The 24,961-nt window shown below is 45.4% G+C and carries 17 protein-coding genes; 9 read left to right on the top strand and 8 right to left on the bottom strand.

Annotated features, from left to right (window positions below; all coding sequences use genetic code 11):
* Positions 1–74: 74 nt before the first annotated feature.
* From QUA70_RS12020 to QUA70_RS12030, 3 genes are all read right to left on the bottom strand, one after another.
* Entirely contained in the window at positions 75–1,106 is a 1,032-nt protein-coding gene (locus QUA70_RS12020) for a response regulator (RefSeq protein WP_333347905.1), read from the bottom strand.
* Complete coding sequence (locus QUA70_RS12025) at positions 1,103–7,621, bottom strand: AAA family ATPase (RefSeq protein WP_333347907.1); 6,519 nt, start codon at positions 7,619–7,621, stop codon at positions 1,103–1,105. The genes QUA70_RS12020 and QUA70_RS12025 overlap by 4 nt, the downstream gene beginning before the upstream one ends.
* Before the next feature lie 96 nt (positions 7,622–7,717).
* On the bottom strand, positions 7,718–8,998 hold the full coding sequence (locus QUA70_RS12030) for a glycosyltransferase (RefSeq protein WP_333326351.1): 1,281 nt from the start codon (positions 8,996–8,998) through the stop codon (positions 7,718–7,720).
* A gap of 380 nt (positions 8,999–9,378) precedes the next feature.
* On the opposite strand from QUA70_RS12030, the gene QUA70_RS12035 reads away from it, so the two are divergent.
* The 5 genes from QUA70_RS12035 to QUA70_RS12055 all read left to right on the top strand — a co-directional run bounded on the left by QUA70_RS12035 (position 9,379) and on the right by QUA70_RS12055 (position 10,912).
* On the top strand, positions 9,379–9,774 hold the full coding sequence (locus QUA70_RS12035; RefSeq protein WP_333326349.1) for a Nif11-like leader peptide family natural product precursor: 396 nt from the start codon (positions 9,379–9,381) through the stop codon (positions 9,772–9,774).
* Between the two features lie 45 nt (positions 9,775–9,819).
* Entirely contained in the window at positions 9,820–10,086 is a 267-nt protein-coding gene (locus QUA70_RS12040; RefSeq protein WP_333326348.1) for a hypothetical protein, read from the top strand.
* 21 nt (positions 10,087–10,107) lie between these two features.
* On the top strand, positions 10,108–10,332 hold the full coding sequence (locus QUA70_RS12045) for a hypothetical protein (RefSeq protein WP_333326346.1): 225 nt from the start codon (positions 10,108–10,110) through the stop codon (positions 10,330–10,332).
* A gap of 64 nt (positions 10,333–10,396) precedes the next feature.
* Positions 10,397–10,648 (top strand): hypothetical protein, encoded by a 252-nt coding sequence (locus QUA70_RS12050; RefSeq protein ID WP_333326344.1) that lies wholly within the window; start codon positions 10,397–10,399, stop codon positions 10,646–10,648.
* 123 nt (positions 10,649–10,771) lie between these two features.
* Positions 10,772–10,912: a hypothetical protein gene (locus tag QUA70_RS12055; protein ID WP_333326341.1), complete on the top strand. Its 141-nt coding sequence runs from the start codon at positions 10,772–10,774 to the stop codon at positions 10,910–10,912.
* Positions 10,913–11,086: 174 nt separating this feature from the next.
* Here QUA70_RS12055 and QUA70_RS12060 read toward each other — a convergent pair whose 3' ends face one another.
* Both QUA70_RS12060 and QUA70_RS12065 read right to left on the bottom strand, forming a co-directional pair.
* On the bottom strand, positions 11,087–11,719 hold the full coding sequence (locus QUA70_RS12060; RefSeq protein ID WP_445251639.1) for a response regulator: 633 nt from the start codon (positions 11,717–11,719) through the stop codon (positions 11,087–11,089).
* A gap of 164 nt (positions 11,720–11,883) precedes the next feature.
* Positions 11,884–14,583, bottom strand: a complete 2,700-nt coding sequence (locus tag QUA70_RS12065; protein WP_333347909.1) for a CHAT domain-containing tetratricopeptide repeat protein — start codon at positions 14,581–14,583, stop codon at positions 11,884–11,886.
* A 177-nt stretch (positions 14,584–14,760) separates the two neighbouring features.
* On the opposite strand from QUA70_RS12065, the gene QUA70_RS12070 reads away from it, so the two are divergent.
* From QUA70_RS12070 to QUA70_RS12085, 4 genes are all read left to right on the top strand, one after another.
* Entirely contained in the window at positions 14,761–14,943 is a 183-nt protein-coding gene (locus QUA70_RS12070; protein ID WP_333193644.1) for a hypothetical protein, read from the top strand.
* Between the two features lie 218 nt (positions 14,944–15,161).
* The gene (locus QUA70_RS12075; RefSeq protein ID WP_333347912.1) at positions 15,162–15,425 is read left to right on the top strand and encodes a hypothetical protein; all 264 of its coding nucleotides are present in this window, start codon (positions 15,162–15,164) and stop codon (positions 15,423–15,425) included.
* 799 nt (positions 15,426–16,224) lie between these two features.
* Positions 16,225–16,455 (top strand): hypothetical protein, encoded by a 231-nt coding sequence (locus QUA70_RS12080; protein WP_333347915.1) that lies wholly within the window; start codon positions 16,225–16,227, stop codon positions 16,453–16,455.
* A 115-nt stretch (positions 16,456–16,570) separates the two neighbouring features.
* Entirely contained in the window at positions 16,571–16,711 is a 141-nt protein-coding gene (locus QUA70_RS12085; protein ID WP_333193652.1) for a hypothetical protein, read from the top strand.
* Positions 16,712–17,017: 306 nt separating this feature from the next.
* On the opposite strand, the gene QUA70_RS12090 is transcribed toward QUA70_RS12085, so the two are convergent.
* The 3 genes from QUA70_RS12090 to QUA70_RS12100 all read right to left on the bottom strand — a co-directional run bounded on the left by QUA70_RS12090 (position 17,018) and on the right by QUA70_RS12100 (position 24,283).
* On the bottom strand, positions 17,018–19,984 hold the full coding sequence (locus tag QUA70_RS12090; RefSeq protein ID WP_333350946.1) for an NHLP bacteriocin export ABC transporter permease/ATPase subunit: 2,967 nt from the start codon (positions 19,982–19,984) through the stop codon (positions 17,018–17,020).
* A 168-nt stretch (positions 19,985–20,152) separates the two neighbouring features.
* Positions 20,153–22,333 carry an NHLP family bacteriocin export ABC transporter peptidase/permease/ATPase subunit gene (locus QUA70_RS12095; protein ID WP_333350944.1) on the bottom strand — a complete coding sequence of 727 codons (2,181 nt, stop codon included), beginning with the start codon at positions 22,331–22,333 and terminating at the stop codon, positions 20,153–20,155.
* Between the two features lie 162 nt (positions 22,334–22,495).
* Complete coding sequence (locus QUA70_RS12100; protein WP_333350942.1) at positions 22,496–24,283, bottom strand: NHLP bacteriocin system secretion protein; 1,788 nt, start codon at positions 24,281–24,283, stop codon at positions 22,496–22,498.
* Positions 24,284–24,961 lie beyond the last annotated feature (678 nt).

Below are 24,961 nucleotides of genomic sequence, written 5' to 3' on the forward strand. Positions count from 1 at the left end.
TCCCCTGTTAATTTTATCAAAAAAAACTGAAAATCTCAATACAAACTTACTATGTATGCTGCGAAATGTGCACTTTACTGGCGATTAACTGAAACTATAACTTCTGTTCCGTTTCCGGGGCTGCTGTTTACAATTAGTTGCGCGTTAATGCGATCGGCGCGTTCTCTCATTCCCAATAAACCAAAGCCATTCCTAAAACAGATACTCTCCGTATCAAATCCCTGTCCGTTGTCTTGCACCCGCAAAAAAAACTTGGATGTTTCATAAACCAACTCAATTTTGATCGCTGTAGCTTTGGCATATTTGAAAGCATTTGTTAATGCTTCCTGCCCCATCCGCAACAGATTATTTTCTATTTCTAAGGGTAGGGAATAGGCGGGGCCAATCACTTCTAAAATAGTGCGCGTATCAGTATCTGATGACATTTGTTTAGCAATTTGGTTGAGAGCGCTATACAAGTCGCCATCTTCTAACAGTTGCGGGCGCAAAGATTCTACGGATCGCCGCGCTTCGGCAAGTCCAGAGCGAGCCAATTCGCAGACTGTTTTCATGTGTCCTTGTGCTTGTTCTGGATTGGCTGCTATTACCCGTTCTGCGGCTCCCAAATGTATGATAATGCCTGCCAAAGTTTGCGCTAAGGTGTCGTGAATTTCCCGCGCCATGCGGTTGCGCTCTTCGAGAATATTTTGGTCTATGAGTTGTTTAGACATCCTTTTTAGACGTAATTGGTTTTCGACGCGCACTAAAACTTCTTGTTGTTGAAAAGGTTTTGTAATGTAGTCTATTCCCCCCACAGAAAATGCTTTTACTTTATCAAATACTTCCTGCAAAGCGCTGATAAAAATTATTGGGATATTTTGAGTTTTCGGAGTAGATTTGAGCTGCTCGCAGACTTCATAGCCATCCATGTGAGGCATCATAATATCCAGTAAAATTAAGTCTGGTAAGTTGGAAGCGATAAAGTTGAGAGCTAATTTGCCACTGGGAGCTAGGTTAACTTTATAGCCAGCGGCCGATAGTATCCCGCTTAAAAGTTTTAAATTCTCAGGACAATCATCAATAACTAAAATACTTTCCTCGCGGGGAAAACTGAGGTTTTTGTTCATGTCTCATCCCTCAATGTGTGTATTAAATTTAGCAACTGTTCGTACTGAAAATTTTTAATGCAAGCTGCGCTTGCCCTCGCTAAGGGCTGATTGATTTCGCGAATTTGACTGATGACTGTTTGCATCTGTTCTAAATCGAGGTTGCTAATGGCTTGCTGAAGATTGGCTACTAACTCAGGAGGTAATTCAGAAAAAGCGGTTTTTGTCAATACATTTACTTCATTTTCTGTGAAACAGGGGGCAGCATTTAGTTCTTCAAAAACGAATTGTACCCCGATATGTTTGTGGAGAACATCAAATATGTTTGCTTCTCTAAATGGTTTGCGAATAAAATCATCGCAGCCGGTAGAAAGAACCATAGCTTTGTCTTCCTCAAAACTACTTGCTGTTACCGCAACAATTGCTGTCTGGGGTAGGCACGGGGGCACTACCCCTACAAAATCCTCGTTTTCCGTAGGGGCAATCCCCCTGTGGTTGCCTTCTTTAATTTGTTTGGTTGCTTCATACCCATCCATCACCGGCATCCGCATATCCATAAAGATTAAGTGCGGTGAATATTGCTCCCACTTTTCGATTGCTTCCATCCCATTTTTGGCTTCGTAGACTTCAAAACCGATCGCGGAAAGCCGTTTAACTAGCAGTTGGCGGTTGTCAAAAGCGTCGTCTGCAACGAGAATTCGATAGCGGGGTTGATTGGGTGCGATCGCAATAACTCGTCTGGTGGGCTGCTTCTGTTGGCGATCGGCACTTTCAACTGAATTAACTTTAATGTCAAATTTGAATATAGTACCGCATCCCGCGCGAGAACTGACTGTCATTTCACCTCCCATTAACTGCACAAAAGAACGTGCGATCGTTAAACCTAATCCTGTTCCTTGTTGCGATTCCTCCCCTGTTTTAGTTTGAACAAAAGCTTCAAAGAGCTTGTCTAATTCACTAACATCAATTCCCGCTCCGGTGTCTTCAACCTCAAAGTATATTTGATGAACCCGCTCGTGTTTTTTTATTTGCACATAAATGCCGCCTTGGGAGGTAAATTTAATCGCGTTAGAAAGCAGATTAATCAAGATTTGGCGCAATTTTATTTCATCAGTTTGCACATATTGGGGAACGTCTGGCATCCGCTCTACTAATAACTGCAATCCCTTATTTTCGGCCGGAAGTCGGAACATATTTTCGATGTCGTCCAGCAGGCGGTGGAGGTCAAAATTGGTCTTGTTGAGAGTCGTGCGTCCCGCTTCTATTTTGGACAAATCTAATACTTGGTTAATCAATTCGAGCAAATGTTCTCCGCTGCGGGTGATAATACTCAGATGTTCTTGCTGTTCCTGCAATAAGTTAGAACCGCGATTCATTAATTGAGAAAAACCCAGAATTGCATTGAGGGGAGTCCGCAATTCGTGGCTCATATTTGCGAGGAATGTACTTTTTGCTCGGTTGGCTTCTTGTGCGGCGTCTTCAGCTCGTTGTCGCTCGATAATTTCCCGCTGAAGTTCGAGAGTGCGATCGCTCACTTGCTGTTCTAAAGTGCGGTTGTAATCCGCTAAAACTTTTTCGGCTTGTTTGCGATCGGTGATGTCTTGAAATGTGGCGATCGCATAATTAATTTTACCCGTTTCATCCACAATTGGTGTGCTGGAAACTTCCAAGGAAACAATTTTATCAGGTCGGTGGAACTCGATATCATCTACTTTGACCGTTTCACCCGTCAAAGAACGCACGATTGGCATTTGTGCGGTGGGATATAACTCGTTAGTTCCCGCGAGATAAAGTTGACAAGCTTCTGCTAATTTCTCAGTATTTGCTTCGGGTATTGTGGGAATGGCACTTAGTTGACGTGCTGTCTGATTTGCGTAGGTAATTTGTCCGGTGGTGTCATGCACGGCTACCCCGATGGGCATAGCATTGATAAATTGAGTCAGCCGGTTTTCGCGTTCTTTTACTTCTGCATAAAGTTTAGCATTGGTAAGTGCGATCGCGGCTTGTCCCGATAGCAATTGCAAAACTTCCAGGCGATCGGGAGTAAAAGCTTGTGCGGTAAGGTTATTTTCGAGATAAACAATAGCAGCCAGTTGACCTTGATTCATCAAAGCAGCACACAAAATAGACTTGGGATGACGTGCTTTGATGTAAGGGTCATTCGTAAAGTTACCTTCACGAGTGGCATCATTTAAAACTAAATTTTCTTTGGTTCGGGCGACATAATTGATAATTGTTTCGGAAAGTTCCTGGCAGTTTTCTACTGGTTCCGATTGCAACACTGTTATCCGTTCATCATTCATTACACCTTCAGCTTCAATCAGCAATTTTTCCTGGCTTTCTAAAATTAAATATCCTTTTTGAGCCCCGACATTTTCAATCAAAATTTTCATCAATCTGGAGAGTAATTTTTCCTGTACAATTTCGCCAGAAATGGCCTCGGAAGCTTTCATGACTGTAGCGATATCCAAGGAAGAAGTAGAAGGGCTGCCCGTAGTTGATGTAGTGGTTGAAATGTTTTTCTTTGTAGGTAGATCGAGCGTAAATAATTGCGGATATCGCGTTTCTAAATCTTTAACTTTAGCCACGGCACCCCAGAGTTGATAGCAGTAACGAGCTTCCTGCATATAAGCTTTGCCTGTTAATTCTTTCCCCCTAGATAAATAGAACTTGGCTGCGAGTTCGTAAGCGAGGGCGGCTTCGTGGATGTACTCGTTTTCTTTGGCCAGGGAAATTGCGATATCGTAATAGTTGATCGCTTCCACAACTTGCCCCAAAACTCGCGCTTTTTCAGCTTCAACTAGATAAAATTTATGTAAGTAATTCATGGGAGCGTGATGCGCCCAGTTACGCATTTTTTCTTGGTTGAGAGTCACTCGCTCGATCCAATTATTTTTATCCTCAATTGGTATTCGATAGCTCGCTAATTTTAAATAAACTAGAGAATCATAAAAGTGAAATATCGGAACAGCAACTATTCCTGTTTCGCCACTTATATACTGTTGTGCCAGGTCTGCATTATCGAGCGATACATAATTATCTTCAAATAAAAAACCTAAAATCATTTTGTTTAAAAAAAGCAAAAACAACCCGTGTTTGTCATTATTTAATAGATATACATCCCGCGATTCCTCTTCATTGTAAGCATCTCCTATCAACTGAATAGTATTGTTTGACTTAGCTTGTAAATTGCGAACCACCTCTAAATACATAGAAAGATAATTTAAGCAACTTGTTAGTCTAAACTTTCTAATAATTTCACTGTTATTTACGATTTCCTGCTCTAGTTTCCCAAGTTCAAATCCCATTGCATAAGAATTAAAAGGTCGCTCGAATAAAACATGGCCAATAAATTCTACATCTCCCGTTTCAACCGCCCTCTGATAAGCTTCTAATAACATAGCTCTAGTTTCTTTTAAATGCTTTTTCCAAGGAAGAATGTGATGGGCAATAGCATCTAAAACTTTAGCCTTGACTTCCTGGGCATTAAAGCGTTCTACTAACTTTAATGCCAATTGGGAAAAGTGATAACCCAACTCAATATCTACAACAATCCCACACAATACAACGCCGTATGTCGCATAAGCAAAAGCCGACAAAATAGAATTTCCATATTCGACCGATAAATTGACATTAGTTAAAACCATTAATATCATTAAGTTGGGATTAGCTATATAGGTAGTCCCCATTAGTCTTGATAAAATCAATAAAGCTGCCAGAGGTTCAGGTTGTGTCATCTCGGGCAAGTCAAGCAATTCCTCTATTTTCCTGCCAGCCAAAAGAGATTTTGTTTTTTCAAATCCTTTTTCAACATCCCTCCTGTCTGGGTTGTCTGGTAAGTTTATCCCCAATAAGCGTAGAAAATACAAACCGATTTTTATGCCTTCTTGAAAGTTGCTTTTAGACAGCGCTGCTTGAATTTTAAGAGCGTAAACTTTGGCTCCATCGACTGCGATTTTAGTATTTTCCAGGACAAGGGCAGCTAAACTTTCCATTCGCTCGAAATCCCCAAAAAAATAAGCTGCCTCTGTGGCTTCCTGATGGAGTTGCAAACTTAGGTTATATTGCATCACCCAAGCGTTTTCTGCCAACAAGTTTATCCCTGTTTGCAGATAGTTAAAAGCTGGCTGATAAGCAGTTGATGCTTTAGCCTTTTGACCTGCTATCAGGTTTAATTCCGCCAGTGTGTCTTTTTCTTGCTGATGAACAATCAACTCTAAGCCGAAATTTAATTGGTTAACAATATCAAATATTTTTTCGTCTCGCTTGTCGAGCGGAGTATTTTGCAGCAGCAGTTGTCCTATTTGTTTGTGGACTATCGGCTTATCCTGTTCATCAATCAGGGAATAAGCAGCTTGCTGAATTCTGTCATGAACAAACTTGTATTCTACGGATTGGTTACTGGCTGATTTACCTGCAATGTCTAATTCAACATCTCCCATATTCCCCAGCAAGAAAACTAAATTTCTCGCAACTGCTTCGTACAAATCATCGGCCGTTTCTCTCAGATTTTTTTTGCGAATTGACGCTAGCGTTTTCAGATCGAATTGATTGCCAATGCAGGCTGCCACCTTTAAAGTTTCCTGCGTATTATCGGGCAGTTGTTGAATTTTGCCAGCCATCAATTCGACAACGTTATCAGTGAATCCCCTCGCTTTAATTTCCTCTAAATCCCACTGCCAACCCCCCTGTCTCTCCCCTTGGTAAGGGGGAATTAAGTCTTTTGTCCCCCCTTGGTAAGGGGGGAGGAGGGGGGTAAAGTCAAATTGTAACAGTCCTTCTGTATAAAGGGATTTGAGAAATTCATTCATAAAGAAAGGATTTCCGCCCGTTTTGAAAAACACTAATTCGGCAAGGCAGTTGACTCTTGCTTCTGGGCAATTCAGGGCATCAGAAATCAGTTGAGTAACAGAGGATAGATCCAAAGGTGACAGGAAAATGCGATCGACTTTTGCCCCATTTTTGACAATCTCTTCAATTGTTAGCATTAACGGATGAGCCGCAGAAATTTCGTTATCCCGATAAGCCCCAATTAAAAACAGTCCCGCTGGCGAAGCATTCATCAGCAGTTGCATCAGTTTCACAGATGCGCCGTCAGCCCACTGCAAATCATCGATAAATATTGTCAGAGGATGTTCCGGTTTGGTAAAAACTTTAATGAAGTTTTGAAACACAAAATTAAAGCGGTTTTCCACTTCTGCCGCACCCAATTCTGGCGGCGCAGGTTGCTTGCCGATAATTAATTCAATTTCAGGAATTACGTCAATCAGGACTTTACCGTTAATTCCCACTGCTGCTAATAGTTTTTCCCGCCATTCTTTGAGATTTGCTTCGCTTTCTGTTAACAGTTGTTTGGCTAAATCCTGAAAAGCATTGACAATTGCGCTGTAGGGAATATTGCGCTGATATTGGTCAAATTTGCCGGAGATAAAATAACCGCCCTGTTGAGTGATCGGTTTGTATAATTCTTGCACCAAAGCTGATTTGCCGATACCAGAATATCCCGAAATCAGCATTATTGAACTTGTGGGAGTGGCATCTTGCCCTTGTCCGCTGACTCGTTCAAAAGCTGTCAGTAAGCTATCAATTTCTCGCTCTCTGCCATAAAGTTTTTGTGGAATTTGAAAACGGTTAGAAATATCTTGACTCCCTAGAGTAAAAACTGATAGATGGTTATGGCTGTGCAATTGATTTAAACATTCTTCTAAATCGGCTTTTATTCCGATCGCACTTTGATACCGCTCCTCAGCATTTTTCCCCATCAACTTCATCACAATATCGGAAACAATTTGCGGAATTTCGGGATTCACCTGAGATGGAGATAACGGCTGTTTAGCGAGATGACTGTGTACTAATTCCAGCACATCGTTAGTGTCAAAAGGCAGTTGGTATGTCAACAGTTCGTAAAAGGTAGCGCCCAGGGAATAAAAATCCGTGCGGTAATCTAAACTTCGGTTCATTCTGCCGGTTTGTTCCGGCGACATATAAGCAAGAGTTCCCTCTAAAATGTTGGGATTTTTGATGGTGTAATTCTCGCGCGTTAACGGCGTGGAAATGCCAAAATCGATAATTTTGAGTTCGCCGTTAGCTGGATTGAAGACAATATTTGAAGGGTTAATGTCTTTGTGAATGATCTGGGCGTTGTGAATTTGTTGTAAACTTTCTGTAGTGGCGATCGCAATTCTGAGAAATTCTTCAATACTAAATTTTTGCTGCTGCATCCAAATTTTCAAGGATTCGCCGCCAAAATCCTCCACAAACATCACCAGGGTGTTTTGATATGGCTGCAAATCATAGGCTTTTATACAGCCGCTCAGGTTCAGAGATTGTGTAATTTTATACTCTGTGCGATAGCGGGCAAGTTCTTGGGGTGTGGGATAATTTTCTTTGAGGATTTTGAGGAGGACGGGGAGACTGTCGGGTTGTCGGAATGCTCGGTAAACCAGGGAGTTTGCGCTTTCGTAGATGAGCTCTGTGACTTCAACGCCGGGAAGAGTCAGCATATTCATACCGCTGTCAACTTTGCAGTCGAACATAGCATAAATTTGCTCCTCACACCAGAGGTGCGTGAGCCATCAGTCGATTTTAGATTTTAGATTTTAGATTTTAGATTTGACTCCAAATCTTAGATTTTAGATTTTAGAAGCCAAGACAGGTTTCCCAGTCAACACAACCTGTTCGATAATGTCAGCGGCGCGCTTGACTCCGCCCGATCGCCCGATCGCCTCTTGCATCTCGAGCGCCCTTTGTTTATACGACTCTTGGGTTAGGACTTTCTCAATTGCCGATCGCAGTTTAGGAACGCTCAATTCCTTCAATAAAACCACTTCACCAACACCCGTCCAAGCAATCCGCGCTGCCACTCCCGGCTGGTCATTTGTCACAGGAATTGCCACCATTGGGACTCCATTGCTTAAGGATTCCAACGTTGTATTCATCCCGGCATGAGTAATCGTCAGAGTCGCTTTTTGCAGCAATTCTAATTGCGGTGCATAGCCAACAACGATCGGATTTCCCGGCAATAACGGCAAGGATTCGGGAGTCGCACTTCCGCCGAGAGATATTACCAATTGGGCATCTAATCCTTCACACGCAGAGGCGATTATTTTAAAAACATCCAGCAAGCGATTTTGCACAGTTCCCATCGAAGCATAAATCAACGGTTGCCCAGTTAATTGTTCAAAAGGAAAAGGCACTGGTTTGCGCGTCGCTGGGTTGTGATAGGGGCCGGTGAAATGGAAATGCGGGGGTAAATTTTGCCTGGGAAAGTCGAATTCAGGAGGCTGCTGGCTGAGTTGAGCAAGTTTCGAGTAAGCATCATTCGGGTGGGAGTGCAGAGGTAATTTCCACTCTTCGCGATACTCAGCAATGACCTCTCGAATCGGTCTTGCAAGCAAACTGAGTAACTGATAGCTAAGTTGATTGCGCCAACTCGCTATCCAAGTTGGACTGTATTGCCAAGGTGTACAAAAGGGAGGAATTTTGGGGTCTTGATTTAGGGTTAACGCACTGCAAACCGTGATAAAAGGAAGGTTGAGAAAATCCGCCATCGTTCCTCCTTTTGGTGAAACTTGGTCTACGAGCAAAGCTTCTACACCAGCCTTTTTGATAGTTGCTGGAGCTTGTGAAAGGAGAATATCTGAAACTTGGGTCAATAGTTTAATAGTATATCGAAAGGCTGTCAGTTCGCTGAGTTTCCCCAGTTGGGCCAAGCGTTCTGGCATTGAGCCTGCGGGAAATTCATCTTCAGCTAATGGCTGGAATTCTAAGCCGCTTGCTAAGGTTGTGGCTTTAGCATCAAGGAAGTTAAATACAGTAACTTGATGGCCTCGGCGAAGCAGTTCGTTGCCTAATGTTGTCATCGGGTTGAGGTGGCCGTTGGCTGCTGGACAGAAGATGCCGAAGTGGGTCATTAGGGAAGGCTCCGTGTGAGTTTAAACTTGTTTTAGCATTTAATGGGCGGTATGAGTGGTTTGTGTTGGGGGGTTGGGGCGTGGGGGCGATCGCTTGGAGAAACTCAGGAATGGGATGCAGGCTTTAGTCATTGCAAGAAAGTGTTACCAGTATATAGTTGTGTGGGATATTCGATACCTAGCCAAAAGTTCAGGTAATCTCCTCAACTAAAGGTTAGTTCAAACTAAGTTGTTTTTATAGCTTCAAAACTCAACTTTGAGCTAGCTACTTTAGCCAGGAAATTTTCTAAACTAAATTTACGCATAGGCCAGCCAGAGCCTAGCTGTAAAAAATTAATTAAGGAGTAACTTCCTTAACAATTAAATCAGGAGCAAATCTCATGTCTTTTGAAGTGGGAAGCATCAATCATTTTTTTCAAGAAGTCTCGCAAGATCCCGAACTCCAGCTACAGTTTCGATCGATCGCGGATCGGGAAACCTTAGTGAATAAAACGGTGGAACTTGGCAAAGAAAAAAGCTACAGTTTCTCGCCAACAGAAGTTTCACAGTGGCTGGATTCGATCGAGGCTCAATATCAGAGTCAGTCAGATACTTCAGGCGAGTTGTCTGACAGTGAATTGGAAGCTGTTGCTGGCGCTGGACCTCTTCTAGGAGGATTACTAGGTGCAATAGGTGGATTTTTCGCCGGTCTTTTCGCAGGAGAAGACCCTATTAAGGAAGCAGGAAAAGGAGCTGTTGCTGGGGCGATCGCGGGTGCCTTCACTCCTGGACTGTAGGCAATCTTTTCTGAATCCAATACCGAAATTAAAAGGAGAAATCAGATGGACAGCATTAATCAGTTTTCCCAAGAAGTTGAGCAAGATACTGCGGTGCAGCCGCAACAGTCGCCAGCAAATCCTGTCGGTGAAGAATTGAATGATACGGAATTAGATGCGATCGCAGGCGGTTTGGGTTTTATGTTTCAAGATTGGCATAATATCCCCCGCTTCTCTCCGAGAAATTATGACGCATTTGCGGGTAAAAAAGTTGGAGAGCAGGCAACTTTCCTAGGAGTGGGTTCAATCGCTTTTGGAAACAAATTTCACTAATTGTGCAAGGAGAAAACATCAATGGAAAGCAACAATAAATTTTCCCAAGAAGTACCGTCCGAATCGTCTGCAATCACAGCATCCGAATCTGATAACTCAACCGATCGAGAATTGAACGACTTGGATCTCGAAGCGATCGCAGGTGGTATGCGTACTCTCACAATCGAAGGCCCAGTGCCGGACTATCTGAAACCCCGCATATCCATGCGACTGATTAACCACTTGCAGTCCCATTTCGGCAAATGAGCTGCTTGTAACTAGAAGCGATCGCGCTTCTGCTGAGTTTAAACATCCAAGGAGAAAACATCTGATGGAAAGCAACAATCAATCTTTTCAAGAAGTACCGCCGGCAATTGCAGCAGCGGCACCGACAGACTCAACTAATCAAGACTTGAACGACTTAGAGTTAGATGCGATCGCGGGCGGCCGTTCCGATATGGCAGATCGAGCTCTGACTGCCGGGATGCGCGTTATCACAACCAATTCAAAAGGTCCCAATATTGGGCTGGTATCTTTGGACTTAATAGAAGCAGCGTCGCGCGCATTTGGCAATCGGAACTGAGTGACTTATAATTGCCAACTGCCACGCGATCGATGAGGCTAAAATTTGCAAAGCAATCGCAGAGTATGCGATTGCTTTTCCGTGGAAAAATGACAACTATAGCAATCCCAATCTACAGAAAATATGAATGCAATACAGCCCGTATACCTCATGCAGCCAGCCCCCGATCACGGTAAAACTACAATATTTAGCGTAGGCTTAGTTATCCTCTGCTTGCTATTGCTAATTTTGTTGTGGTTGCCTGATTGGCTAACAAAAGAATAACCATTTCGCCAACGAGCAATGTACGGGATGTAACGGATGCAACTGAGATATTGTACCATGGATCTCCAGCTTAGCCTTACTAAAAAGTTGTTACCTAAAACTTAAGGTCTTATTTATCATAATTTGCCCTCATAATAGTCATATTTCTCAGTATAAAAAATACCGATCATTAAACTACAGGCTGACAATCCCCCGTTTTAAGGCGGAAATCGCGGCCTGCGTGCGATCGCTAACTCCCAATTTGCCCAAAATATTGTTGATGTGAAACTTGACGGTACTTTCGCTGATGTGCAAAAATTGGCTGATTTCGTGGTTGCATTTACCAGTTACGATCTGGCGAATTACCTCCAATTCTCGATCGCTCAATTGAGCATTGTCTATGCGAGCTGCTAGTTTAGCACCAACGGCGCTGGGAATGTACTTTTTACCGCTAACAACCGTGCGAATTGCCAAAAAAAGTTCGTCAGGTTCGGTATCTTTGAGCAGATAACTTTTGGCACCAGCCCGCAGCCCGCGATAAATATCTTCATCACCATCATAAGCAGTGAACACGACGATGCGGGCAGCTTCAAATTCAGTACAAAGGGCGGTAATAGCCGCGACTCCATCCATTTGTGGCATTCGCACATCCATTAGTGTCACGTCTGGCTGATATTGACGGAACATTGTTAATGCTTCCTGTCCGTTGCTAGCTTTTGCAACAACTGTTAGATCTGGTTCTTGTTCCAGCAAGGCGGCTAAACCCTGTCGCAGGATCGCATGATCGTCGGCAATTAAAACGCGAATCATATTTGATTGTTGAATCATGTTTTTTCCCTGTTAATTTTATGAAAGAGGACGGTCGTCCTCACTGCAAACTTTAGTCCTGGACGCAGAAACCGGGTTGGAGGAAAAGACTGCATTCGAGCCTTTATTTAATAAGGAGTGAAAAACCTGGTTTCTTTGGTATTTATTCGTAAGTCCTAAGAAGCTTAATCTGCCTCACCAATCAACGTGAACGCTGCCCAATTTCGCGGATTAGAATGCGCTTTCATTGTGGTCAACATGGCTTGCCGAAGTGCCTGTGCTTTATTCGTGTTTTTCTGAAGATTTTGATAAAATGCCTGCATCAATTCGGCTGTAGGCGCATCGGGAACCATCCACAAGGAGACGATCACACTGGGAACTCCTGCCGAAATGAGCGATCGCGATAAACCAATCACGCCATCCCCGGTAATTCTGCCTTCTCCAGTGTTGCAAGCACTCAAAACAACTAAGTTTGCTTGCAGTTTCATGTCGAAAATCTCTTCTGCGGTCAATAAGCCGTTGTCGATGCCAGAAGGAGCCAGGGCGATCGCACTTCCCAATCCGCGCACATCATCGAGCAATCCATGCGTTGCCAAGTGAATAATCGATGCTTGGGGCATTTTTTGGACGATCGCAGCTTTTGTACCTTGAGCGCCTGTGATGGCTTCAGTGTTGAGCATCGGGGCGATCGCTCTGGCTTCGGCTTCGGCCCCAGGTAGAGCAGACAATTGCCGTTTGGGTTCTCCGGGAGAGAGAGACACACTAGGCATGGTGGGATTGCCCAATACTAGAGCTTTTCCGCTGTTTGATTGCTGACTCGCTAGCTTCAGTCGTTGTTGTCGGGTTAATGCCAGAACTTGAATCGAGGGGGCGGTGAGAATGGTGTGTTTCTGGATTAAGTAAGTGCCGTTGCTATCTTGCAGGGCGGGGAAGGGCACTTGGAACAAAGAACCTTGGGGAATGAAAATGACCTGGGCATTGGGATCTTTGGGTAGGAAATTGGCGATCGGATCAATCAGCAGTTGATGCAGCGTCGGTAAGTCCGGTTGGGGTTGGGTGGAGCCAAGACTGCTGCGACGGCGGACGGCAAGAAATTCTTGATTGCCAACGATCAAGCTGGCTAGGGAGCGGTTGTGCTGCTGCCAGAGGGGTTGGAGGTCAACTTGGCGGAAGGTAATTTCGCCTGTCGGTGAAATTACCCAAATGTAGAGCGCGGATTCCCTCCCTACTTGTTTGCCTTGGATCTCGAAAGTATCGTAGATGATGGAATACTGCACCCAAGTCGCGTTCTGTGCTTTGGCGATTTGGCGAATTTGCTCTTGGTTGGGAGCAGTGGCGATGACCGAATTGGCATCACCAGTGGATAAGCGTTGTGTGAGTATATCGACAAAGGCACGAGCACGTCCCCGTTCGGCAATTTCTAAAGCGGCGATCGGGTTATTCTGAGCTACCCGAACTTGTTGTAAAGTCCGATAGGTGCGAGCTTGTCCTTCAAAGATGGAGACTTTATGCGCGTCGTTGGAGCCGAGCATTTGACGCATCGATTCCCAAACTTGAATCCCTTTGACGAGCATTTTCTCGGCTTCTGTTGGGTTGCCAGCTTTCAATAACGCCACTCCGAGGTTGGTGAGCGCCCTACCCTCCCCAAGGCGGTTTTTAATTTGGCGGGCGATGGCTAAATATTGCTGTGAATACTCAATCGCTTTGGCATTGTTGCCCAGAGAGCGGTAAGCAACTCCCAAATTGCCCAGTGCTATACCTTCCCCTTTGCGGTCTTTAATTTCGCGGGCGATCGCTAAAGTCTGCTGTGTATACTCAATGGCTTTGGCCGAGTTGCCCAGAGAGTGGTAAGCGGCTCCCAAATTGCTTAGTGCCACACCCTCCCCAAGGCGGTTTTTAATTTCGCGGGCGATCGCTAAATGTTGCTGTGAATACTCAATGGCTTTGGCATAGTTGCCCAGACTGAGGTAAGCGGCTCCCAAATTACCCAGTGCATTACTCTCCCCTCGGCGGTTTTTAATTTCACGGGCGAGCGCTAAACTCTGCTCCCCAAATTTAAGGGCTTTGGCATAGTCGCCCAGATAGAAGTAAGCGGCTCCCAAATTGCCCAGTGCTGTACCTTCCCCTCGGCGGTTTTTAATTTCGCGGGCGATCGCTAAATGTTGCTTTGAATACTCAACCGCTTTGGCATAGTTGCCCAGAGAGTGGTAAGCGACTCCCAAATTACCCAGTGCATTACTCTCCCCTCGGCGATCCTTAATTTCGCGGGCGATCGCTAAAGTCTGCTCTGTATACTCAATGGCTTTGGCATAGTTGCCCAGAGAGTGGTAAACGGCTCCCAAATTGCTTAGTGCCTCATTTTCCCCGTAGCGGTCTTTAATTTCGCGGGCGATCGCTAACTGTTGTTGTACATACTCAATGGTTTTGTCATAGTTGCCCAGAGAGTGGTAAGCATCTCCCAAAATGCCTAGTGCTTCCCCTTCCCCTTCGCGGTATTTAATTTCGCGGGCGATCGCTAACTGTTGCTGTGCATACTCAATCGCTTGGGCATAGTTGCCCAGAGAGTGATAAGCGCTTCCCAAATTGCCCAGTGCCCAACTCTCCCCGTAACGGTATTTAATGGCGCGATAAATTTGCAGTGCCTGTTGCCAGGAATTCAGCGCGGCTGAAAATTGGCTAGTCTGATACTGTTGGTTGCCCTGCTGAAACAGCCGATCGGCCTCGGTTTTACGAGCATCGGTAGTTTGAGCGATCGCTGGGAATAGAGAGTCAGGAGTAGTTAATAGGAAAGCAGTGGTAACTAGGAAAAGGGAAATGGAAGCTAGGAAAACAGGAGTGAACCTAGAGTGGGTCGATTTGAGTCGCTGAAATGGAGAATACAGCATAGGATTCTGGGGTTTGGATTTAGAGAGTTAGCCCGATCGCTCTTTCTGCCGTCGCGCGATCGCCTCAATCTGCTTAAATCGATATTTTAATCTTAAGCAACCCAGATGGTAAATTCATTCGTTCTACCCACAGATCTGATCTTCAGAGGGGTGCAATGTTGATTGCGGGAAAGTGCAATGTATCTCAATACCCATAGCACTTCTCACTACAGCTTGTTAAATAATGTCAGCAGCTTTCTTGACTCTCGGGCGATCGCACAATTGCCTCTTGGAGTGCGATCGCCCTTTTTTTGTACTACTCTTAGGGCTTTCTTAATTGCCGATCGCACTTTGGGAACGCTCAATAGGAAGCAGGCTTGACTCATCACAGGAGAGTCTTACCAGTCTATCGTTGTAGGCGATCGGTGTTACCTACCCAAAAGTTTAGGTTGTTACCCGATTTTATAGCCAGTTCTTAGCTAGCTTTTTTATCGGTTCAAAACTCAACTTTGAGCTAGCTACTTCGGCGGGGGAATTTAATAAACTAAAAATATAAACAGTCGCTAGACACAAACCATTCAAAATTAGGAGCAAATCTTATGTCTTTTGAAACAGAGTCAAACTTGTCAGTATTTGAAGCTCAAACTTCAGATGAGCTAAGTTTTGAAGAGCTAGAATCCGTTGCTGGAGGATTATCTTGGAACGGTGTCAAAGAAGGTATCAGGGATCAATTGCAAGGATTTGGAGACGGGGCTGGTGGTCGAAATGATAATGAATCAAACTTGAACTACCTTGGCGGTCATGCTCTTGGAAGTATCGTAAGAGCCGTAGGCGGTGCTGTCGGTTCTGTGCGGGGCAAGTGATAGCGCAGCTTAGAAAGTGATACCTCTTTGACTTACAAAAGTCCTGGACTTCATTTGCTCAGTCAAGCGCCTATCAAACCGCGCTTGACTATTCATTACCAAGATTTTGGTAGGGGCGAAGCATTTGGGCGACAATTCTGTCGTCAACACTTTGATATATATGTCCAAATGCTTCGCCAAAACGCAGCACAGTTGCCAGACACAAATAATTCGATTAGGAGCAAATCTTATGTCTTTAGAATTTGAAAGTGTCAATCATTGTCAGTCAGATCCTTCAAGTCTCAATATTGCTCTTCTCATTTATTAGAGGATGAAAAGGGTCTTTCAACTGAGTTAAGTGATGATGAGCTGGAAGAAGTTAATGGTGGAATACTACTACCTTTGTTAGTCCTTGGAGCACGGTTGGCAGCCCCAGCTATTATCCGCACTGTGGCTAGGTCAGCAGCTAGACGTGCGGTAGGCGAGGCGGTAATGGATTCTACTGGAACCAACGACGATTGCTAAAGATAAATGAGGAGAAAAGAATTCCCAAATGACTCAAGAAGGATCGGGTTTTTCCGATAAGATATTCAGCCGAATCCTTCGCCCCTACGGGGGTTGGCAAACAGACCACTCTATAGTTGTATGCGATCGGCATTACCTAGCCAAAAGTTTAGGTAATCTTCTCAACGACAGGCTAGTTCCAACTAGCTTTTTTTATAGGTTCAAAACTCAACTTTGAGCTAGCTACTTTAGCAGGGGAATTCAATAAACTATAAACAGTTACCAAGCACAAACAATTCAATCAGGAGCAAATCTTATGTCTTTTGAATTTGAAAGCGTCAATCCTTCTTTTCAAGAAGTCTCGCAAGGTTCCGAACTTCAGTATCATAGTCAGTCAGATACTTCAGGCGAGTTGGCTGATGGTGAACTGGATGAGCGCGATCTTGAAGTTATCAATGGAGGTTGCCCGCCTCCTAAACCACCAAACCCACTAGACGTAGCGAGGCAAAAATTACTCCGGTACCAAAGGATGGCCAAATATGAATAAGGAGAAAAAAATTACCAAATGACCCAAGAAGGATCGGGTGTTTCCGATGAAATATTCACCCGAATGCTTCACCCCTACGGGGGTTGGGGTTTAGCTTCCTTTATCTACAAAAAACATGGATGCAATACAGCCCGTATACCTCATGCAGCAAGCCCCCGGTATGGGTAACGCTACAATATTTAGTGTTGGCTTAGTTATCGCCTGCTTGCTATTGCTAATTTTGTTGTGGTTGCCCGATTTGCTGACCAAAGAATAAGCAGTCCGGCCGCGGATTATGTAACGGATGTAACGGATGTAAATGATATCAAATCCGCTAGCATCGGAATTATTAGTAGCCAAAATTAGGAGACGGCAGTGCCGTGTCCCTACAATATTATTGTCGGTAGGGACACGGCACTGCCGTCTCCTCTATATCATTCGGGTTACACCGGAATTGATATGAGATGTTGCACCATTTTTAATAAGGCTTTTATGAACGGGCAAGATGCCCGTTCCACAAAGAGTGAATTTCTTGTGGAACGGGCATCTTGCCCGTTCTTGAGAATGGTTTTATGTTTAATCTCTACTCTAACTGTCGCTCAACTAATCTCGCAAATAATCCTCCCTGTTCGATCAATTCTTCAAAGGAACCCACCTCCACTAAACGGCCTGCTTCAATTACATAAATGCGATCGGCATTGCGAATCGTACTCAGGCGGTGGGCGATGACAATCCGGGTAACATTTAACTTATCCAAACTCTCAGTAACGATCGCCTGCGTGTGATTGTCCAAAGCACTCGTAGCTTCATCCATCAGGATAACCTTGGGTTTGACAACCATCGCGCGGGCAATTAACAATCTTTGTCGCTGTCCTCCCGAAAGATTCGTGCCGCCTTCGCTGACAACCGTGTGCATTCCCATCGGCATTTGTTCAATATCGGCGGCTAAACCGGCCATTTGCGCCGCTTCCCAAGCTTCCTCCTGCGTTACCATCGCCCCGCAGGTAATATTGTCAAACATCGAACCAGCATTAATTCTGCCGTTTTGCAGCACTACTCCTAACTGCCGCCGCACAGCTTGAACATCGAGGCCTGCTAAATCTTGATTGTCGTAATAAATAGTGCCGCTTTGTGCTATTTCAAATCCCAATAACAGCCGAAATAAAGTTGATTTGCCGCTACCAGACGGTCCGACGATCGCGATAAATTCCCCCGGTTGAATATTGATGCTGACATCATCTAAAATTGGGGGGCCGTCTTCACGGTAGCGGAAAGTCGCGCGATCGATCGTAATTTGACCTTTTAAGCGACCGGGATCGGCTTTTGTCGGGTCAGATTCCGGGATTCCCTGGACGATCGGTTTGGCTCGCTCCCACAGCGGTACAATTCCTAAAATATCAGTTACGGTATTGCTCAAGTCTGTGATGCCGGAAAGAAAGGTTCCGAAGGCGGAATTAAAAGCGAGAAATGTGCCCATATTCAGTACGTCGCCTCCTGTTTTAGGGTTTTCCATGAACTGAATTGCAAACCAAAACATCAGGATAGAACTTACTAATGGCAGCGCTTCGTTAAATACTGAAACGCTGTCGTCAATTCGTTTAATTCCTGTTCTTAGCTTGATTTGCTGGCTATACTTTTTCGCCCAAGCTGCAAACGCTCGCCCTTCGGCGGCAGCTACCCGCAGCTTTGATACTCCGTTAATCAGTTCTACTGTCAGCCCGTTAATGTCGCCTTCTCCTGTTTCCATCTGCCGCTCTTTTGGGATTAAGAGCAAGCTGGATGTGACTGTTACTATAACCGCGATCAAGGTTAAACCAATTCCGACTAAAGCCAGCGGCAGGCTGTAAATAAACATCAGCCCCAAATTCAGCAGGGAAAATATCGCGTTCAACAGTGTCCGCTGCGTCGCGCCGCTGAGTTGGGCGCGAATTTGATTAACTGCTAATAAACGAGTCAGCAAATCCCCAGAGGAATAGCTGCGAAAAAACGCCGGTTTTAATCTCAGTAATCGATCCCAAACTGCCGGCTGGAGAGTGCCGCTGGCAGCATTTTCGATCCGCAGCGTCATAATTGTTTGGGCCATGCTAAATACAGCCCGTCCGATCGCGGCAACTAACAATACCAGCCCTAACTGCCACAGTAACAAACGAGCGCTGTCAGGAATAGCATCATTGACCAAAATCGAGGTAGCTTGTGGCGTCACCATCCCCAGCAGCGTTCCCAATATCCCCAGCCCAAAAGCAACGATCATGTCTTTTTCGTAGCCCTTCGTCCCGAACCGAAACAGTTCCACAGCGTTGCGAAGTAATAGCGGCAGGGGTCGGTAAAACATTTGAGTTTCTGGCGACAACCCTTGGGCGACTGCTTTCGTTACCCGTTGGCGGCTGCGGTCGATCGGATCGAACAAAGTATAGCGATATCCCTTACCGGGCAGCAAAGCTACAGGACGGTTGTCGCACTTTGTATAAGCCAATAGCGGGCCGCAGTTCTGCCGCCACCAATCTCCAACCAGCAGGACGCGGCGGGTGCGAAATTGGGACGATCGCGCGATCGCCTCCATCGGATCTTTAACTCGACTCAAGTCTTCGGAACCCGCCGGGGGCTCGACGGTAATCCCTTGTGCTTTACCCACAGCCCCAGCAGCGATTAACAGCGGCGTTCCTTCCTCAGACAAGGCAGTTTTCCGGGGATGCAGCACCTCGGTTAACTCTCCCAAAGCTGTCTGAGTTACTTGGCGGTTTAGCTGTTCTCGTTCCTGAAACCGGCGGAAATCCTCTGCTTTTTGCTGGGAAACCAGCAAGTTCAAGCAGCAGCAGAAATACTCGTGCAGCAAAGCTAAACTCGCGGGCAGCCAGTCGGCATTTTCCACCTCTGCTGTTGAGAAAATTTGCACCTCAACTTCCCCGGATGCCACCAGCAGCATATTCCCAGCCAAGGGAAACGCTGGAGAAGCGGTATTTAACTTCAATTCCCCGACACTCGCATCGCCCGACTGGACGCGCACCCAGACAACTGTTCCCGGCGATCGCAGAATTTGACCTTTTTGCAGCGATATCTGCTGCGAGGCTGCTGCTACAACCGCAGTTTCTGGGGCAACTATTTCCTCCGGCACGCGCGGCGGATCTATCCCGTAGGGAATCACTCGTTCTCCCAAATGCTGTATCCACCTTTCCACAAGGGCGAGGGTTTTGCCGTCACCAGCAGCAACTAAAGCGGCACAATCTGTGATCGCGATCGGTTCCAGTTCCGTTTCGGCGATCGCGATCGCCAGAAGTCCCCAACCTGGTTTGGAAATTTCTCCCCCCCCAACCTGGGCGGTGCCCCCGTGCCCGCCCTGGTTGGGGGTGGTAGCAGCGCCGAACAAAGCCTCGCCTGCAACGACGCCGAACAGATAATGGCGGTTGCCCGCAGGCTTCTCACTTTGTATCTTGGCTGCAAAGACTGCGATCGCACCCGATCGAACAATCCATACCTGATGCGGGTCATTCAGCAGCAGCGGTTCATTTCCTTTAATTCGGTGCAGTTTCTTAACAGGATTTAGATCGAGCATAGCTAGTAATTTGCGATTAGTAATATCAAGTCTGGTTAGTTGCTTATACAGCAGATTGCAAGTTTATGAAGTACACATCTATCTGATCGATCGATACCCGTAGGGACACGGCATTGCCGTGTCCCTACAAGGGATCTGTACCTTACCTCAAAAGTTCGGTATTTCTGTTTATTGTTCGTTCCCAACCAAACGAGCATAAGCTCCTCCCAGCTTTTGCAACTCCTCATGAGTGCCTCTCTGAACTACTTTCCCCCCTGCAAGCATAATAATTTCATCGCAATCTCGAATCGTACTCAAACGGTGAGCAACCACAATACAAGAAGTACCGCGACGCCTCAAATTGCGATCGATAATTAACTCGGTTTCAGCATCCAAAGCACTCGTTGCTTCATCCAGCACCAACACCGCTGGATTCCTTACTAACGCCCTGGCAATTTCCAAACGCTGCCGCTGTCCGCCGCTCATATTTGTTCCCCCTTCATTGAGTTGAGCATCGTATCCTCCCGGCATATTCAAAATAAGTTCGTGAATTGCCGCATCAATGCACGCTTGCACTAAATCTGCTTCCGGTACTGTCGGGTCCCAAAGCGTGAGATTTTCCCGAACAGTGCCGGCAAATAGAAATATCTCTTGTTCGACCATTGCCAGCGAATTTGCTAGGATAGAACGGGGAATCAAATTGCGGGGAACCCCGTCAAATAAAATTTCGCCATTCATTGGTTCGTAAAGTCCGGTGACAAGTTTGGCAATAGTAGATTTGCCTGAACCGCTGCCCCCCACTAACGCTACCCGCTGACTCGGTTTTACGGTTAAGTTCAAGTTGTTAATTAGTGGCGCTTCCAAGCGGCTGTAGCCAAAACTGACACTCCGCAATTCAATGCTTCCTTGCAGGTGAAAAGAATCGGGTGCAAGGGCGCTGCGGCCGTTTTGACTGTGAAAAGAATCGCGGTCTGCTTCAGGATCGATCGGGTTTTGCAGAACGTCATCCAGTCGGCTTAAATCGGCTTCTAATTCTTGCAGAGTGCTGCCAAAATTGACCAGATTGTTAACTGGGCCGAGGAATTGCTGAGTGAGACTTTGGTAGGCAATTAACATCCCGATACTCAAACTGCCGTTCATCACTCGCATGCCGCCGACAACTAAGATAGTAGTTGCAGCTAAGGCCGTCAAAAATGCGGGTAATATTGACAATATTTGAGTGGGCAAAGCCAATTCTTGCTGGGCGTTGCTCATTTTGGCATAGTACCCGGCAAACTTAGAAAATAAATCGAATTCTAAACCGCTAGCTTTGACAGTTTCAATAGACTGAATGCCTGCAATTGCAGCACCGCCAACCTTACCTGTTTCCTGAGCTAATCTGGTGTTAGCATCGACACGGCTGCGGGATAAAGATTGCAGTGCCAAAAAGTTTAAGGCTGCAAAAACAGCGGCAACACTGGTCAATACCCAGTCGTACATAACCATAATTATCGCATAGAAAACCATCATCACTGCGTCGATCGCAGTTGCAGCAAGTTTCCCCGATAAAATTTCAGCAACCTTGTCATTAACTTGGCAGCGGCTGCTAATTTCACCTGCAAACCGCTGGGCGTAAAATCCCACAGGCAAGCGCAAAGTATGCCAGAGAAACTGTCCCGACATCGAAATCGCAAGCTTGTTTGCCAGCCGCCGCAAATAGAAAAGCCGCATTCGCGCTAGCAGCCCTTGAACGGCCGCCGCAAACAGCATTCCCAATATTAAAGGTCGCAGCCACTCGTGACGGTTTTCGACCAAAATTTCATCTACAAAAATTTGAGTAAATGCCGCTCCAGCCAAACGGGGAACAGTCAGTAATAAACCAGCAATTAAACAAAATGCGATCGCCCAACGGGAACTTTGCAATCGGGAATCTAAAGCACGGGCAATACTCGGTTTTTTCCCACCCTTTTTAAACTCCGGCCCAGGCTCAAAAGTCAAAACAACGCCAGTATAAGCAGACTTAAATTCTTCTAGAGAAACAGTCCTCGGTCCCGATGCGGGGTCGTTGAGATAAACGCGCTTTTTCTTCATCCCCTCAACCACCAAAAAGTGATTGAAATTCCAAAAAACAATAAAAGGTGGCGGTACAGCTTTCAACTCTTCGACAGTTTTTTTAAACCCTTTAGCATCTAAGCCGTAAATTCGCGCTGCTTTGAGGATATTAGAAGCTTTACTGCCATCGCGAGAAACGCCGCACTCGCTCCGCAATTGAGCTAAAGGTACCGGGTGTTCCCAGTAACTCAAAATAATTCCTAAAGCAGCAGCACCGCATTCTACTGCTTCCATTTGCAGCAGTGTGGGAGTACGAACTCGCCTTAATTGGCGTGGCATAAAAAACTTGTCAATCCAGGGAATTCTCATCGGCTATTAATGGGTAATTGGTAATATAGCGTTTCTCAAATAGATTCTGTAGGTAGGGTTCGTGACCTCAACCCAACCTACATATTTTGAATTTCACTGCGCTGTCAACTATCAACTGTCAACGGTCAACTGTTAATAAACCCCTGTCAAAGACCGAAAAATAGGAATCACGTAAGAAATCGGCGCTAACTGCCCGATTTGAACCCGAACTAGCGCCGTAGTACCGGGGGAAATCTTGAGAGGAGGCCCGTTCGATGAAGACCATTTGTAACCGCTGAAAGTGTTCGGATCTTCCTGCAATTCCACAAAAACTTGCACGGGAGCACCGCCACCAGCTATGTTTTTCGAGATGCTGTCAGCCAAATTTTCATTGCCGATAATTACCGACATATCTTGATTAGTAACCGGAAAAGGAGAAACTTGCGTTATTTTGCCGACAATGCCGCCGTAGCGCTCTCGCTTGACCACGCTAGGGGTAACTTGTACAGTCATTCCAGGTTTAATTTGCTTGCCGTCTCTGTCAGCCAAATAGACAAGACTGACCATTTTTTGACGATTAGCTTTAGCTTCAACCGTCCCGATTCTTGTACCGATGCTCAGCATTTGACCGGCAACAGCGCTCACTTCTAAAACGCGGCCGTCATATTGGCTGGTAACTTTGCTTTCGATAGCTAACTGATTGTGTAAATGGGCAATCTTTCGTTTAACTTCCTGAATTTGATTTGTTTGGCTGATCAACTTTTCTAAATCTTGTTGAGCTAGTTTGATTGCTTGGGTTTTGATGTCTTTGATCTTAGTTTTAATTTCGTCAATTTTGTTCAGGTTTTGCAGGTAATCTCGTTCGGTATTACTTTTCTGAACTTTAAGTTCTTGGAGATTGTTTTTAATTTCGTTCAGGCGGTTGACATTTTGCAGGTAATCCCGTTCGGTATTGGTAGTTTCAATCTTGAGTTGCTGCCGACTGTTTTTGAGCTCGTCAATTTTATTGAGATTTTGCAGGTATTCGCGATCGCTATTAGTTTTCTGAACGTCGAGTTCCTTTAACTGCGTTTCAATGTCCGCCAATTGCATCTGAGAGTCCACGAATTCCTGTCTCGCTTGCAGCCATAAATCCTGACTGATAGCCCTCTCTTGTTCGTAAAGAACGCGACGAGTTTCAAACCGCTGCTGCAAAGTTTCCACTAAAGAGTTGATGTGCTGCTTTCGCTGCAAAAGACTGTCACGTTTTTTCGCGATCGCGGCCAGAGTTTGCTGTCGCAGTACAGGCGCAACTTGTTCTCGCCGCAAACTTTCTTCCAAACTTTGGCGTTTTTCTGCTAACGCTGCCAGAGTTTGCTGCCGCAATATCGGCGCAATTTGTTCTCTGGGCAAACTTTCCTCGAAACTTTGACGTTTTTGTTCTAAGGCCGCCATACTTTGCTGGTGCAGCACCGGCGCAACTGACTCCCTATTCAAGCTTTCTTGAAGGTCTTTTTGCTGCTGCTCGAGCATTTTTAATTCCAGGGCAATCTGCTGTTGTTGCAGCTTATTAGTATCTTGCTTTTGCCCTTGTAGTTCTGCTAATTTTGCTTTCTCTTGCCCTAGCTGCTGCTTGAGGTCTAGTTTATCAATTCTGCCGATTTCCTGACCCCGTTTAACAACATCTCCCGGCTTGATATTCACCTTGATCAATTGACCGGAATTAGCAGCTTGAAATTGCACGACGTGGCGGGGCATCAGCAACACGCCTTGACCGGAAACAGTCAGCGGAATTCGCCCGATCGCACTCCAAACGGCCGCAGCAGCAACTAAACAGCCAATTGCAGTTAGTGGCAGCCACGATCGAGGACTAACCACCTGCATCATTTCGTCGAGGCGTTCCGGTGAAGATAAGCGATCGATCGCTTCAGTAGTGAAAAGTTTGTTTTGTTTTACCTGCATCAGCTATTCCTTTCGAGAGTGCGATCGCGGCTGTAAGCAGGGGTGTATTTGAAGGGGAAATTCCTTGCAAGTCAATTGAGGCACAAACAATTTCCCAACAAACGTTCAAAGCTTCCCTACAATTACTTGAATGTTCTCACTCCTGTTTGCCGCTTGCCTGTAAAATCACTTTACGACAATTAACCCTCGTAAGACCTAACTAACAGTAGAGTTTTCAGCTAGCAAAAAGACCAGCTTACAGCCAGTCTTCAGACGGGGGAATGACCCGAACTTTTGGCTAGGTATCGCCCGCAGCCAGTGTCTACACATTGCTCACCAGTTAAGCTAAAAACACTTTTGTCAATGAGTAGAATCACTCTAAGGTATCGAAGTAGCAACTTAAAATGTGGTGCGATTTGTCCAAGGAGGGGGGTAAAACATTTACGACTCCTGCAAGGATTGCTATATAGTTTGATTTTTGATAAGATCACTGAACCAACCCCAGTGCAACAAAAGGCTCTAGATTTGCTTGGTGTTTCTCTAATTTATACGCAGTAAACCGGGGGCAAAAATCTTTATTTCAAAACCTTACTCTACACTGAATATACCTTTTGTCAATTGTCAATACTCCGGACAGTTTTTAAGCAGCCAAAGTACCATAAGACAAGACTGAAGAAAGATTAGGATGGTTTAAAATCA

Source organism: Microcoleus sp. LAD1_D5, from assembly GCF_036702115.1.
GTDB lineage: Bacteria > Cyanobacteriota > Cyanobacteriia > Cyanobacteriales > Microcoleaceae > Microcoleus.

Bases quoted from the DNA above. Each gene is read 5' to 3' on its own strand.
- QUA70_RS12095 (WP_333350944.1), bottom strand. From the start codon at position 22,333: ATGCCACGCCAATTAAGGCGAGTTCGTACTCCCACACTGCTGCAAATG.
- QUA70_RS12035 (WP_333326349.1), top strand. From the start codon at position 9,379: ATGTCTTTTGAAGTGGGAAGCATCAATCATTTTTTTCAAGAAGTCTCG.
- QUA70_RS12045 (WP_333326346.1), top strand. From the start codon at position 10,108: ATGGAAAGCAACAATAAATTTTCCCAAGAAGTACCGTCCGAATCGTCT.
- QUA70_RS12050 (WP_333326344.1), top strand. From the start codon at position 10,397: ATGGAAAGCAACAATCAATCTTTTCAAGAAGTACCGCCGGCAATTGCA.
- QUA70_RS12025 (WP_333347907.1), bottom strand. From the start codon at position 7,621: ATGTTCGACTGCAAAGTTGACAGCGGTATGAATATGCTGACTCTTCCC.
- QUA70_RS12020 (WP_333347905.1), bottom strand. From the start codon at position 1,106: ATGAACAAAAACCTCAGTTTTCCCCGCGAGGAAAGTATTTTAGTTATT.
- QUA70_RS12040 (WP_333326348.1), top strand. From the start codon at position 9,820: ATGGACAGCATTAATCAGTTTTCCCAAGAAGTTGAGCAAGATACTGCG.
- QUA70_RS12100 (WP_333350942.1), bottom strand. From the start codon at position 24,283: ATGCAGGTAAAACAAAACAAACTTTTCACTACTGAAGCGATCGATCGC.
- QUA70_RS12075 (WP_333347912.1), top strand. From the start codon at position 15,162: ATGTCTTTTGAAACAGAGTCAAACTTGTCAGTATTTGAAGCTCAAACT.
- QUA70_RS12090 (WP_333350946.1), bottom strand. From the start codon at position 19,984: ATGCTCGATCTAAATCCTGTTAAGAAACTGCACCGAATTAAAGGAAAT.
- QUA70_RS12030 (WP_333326351.1), bottom strand. From the start codon at position 8,998: ATGACCCACTTCGGCATCTTCTGTCCAGCAGCCAACGGCCACCTCAAC.
- QUA70_RS12055 (WP_333326341.1), top strand. From the start codon at position 10,772: ATGAATGCAATACAGCCCGTATACCTCATGCAGCCAGCCCCCGATCAC.
- QUA70_RS12085 (WP_333193652.1), top strand. From the start codon at position 16,571: ATGGATGCAATACAGCCCGTATACCTCATGCAGCAAGCCCCCGGTATG.
- QUA70_RS12070 (WP_333193644.1), top strand. From the start codon at position 14,761: ATGTATCTCAATACCCATAGCACTTCTCACTACAGCTTGTTAAATAAT.
- QUA70_RS12060 (WP_445251639.1), bottom strand. From the start codon at position 11,719: ATGATTCAACAATCAAATATGATTCGCGTTTTAATTGCCGACGATCAT.
- QUA70_RS12065 (WP_333347909.1), bottom strand. From the start codon at position 14,583: ATGCTGTATTCTCCATTTCAGCGACTCAAATCGACCCACTCTAGGTTC.
- QUA70_RS12080 (WP_333347915.1), top strand. From the start codon at position 16,225: ATGTCTTTTGAATTTGAAAGCGTCAATCCTTCTTTTCAAGAAGTCTCG.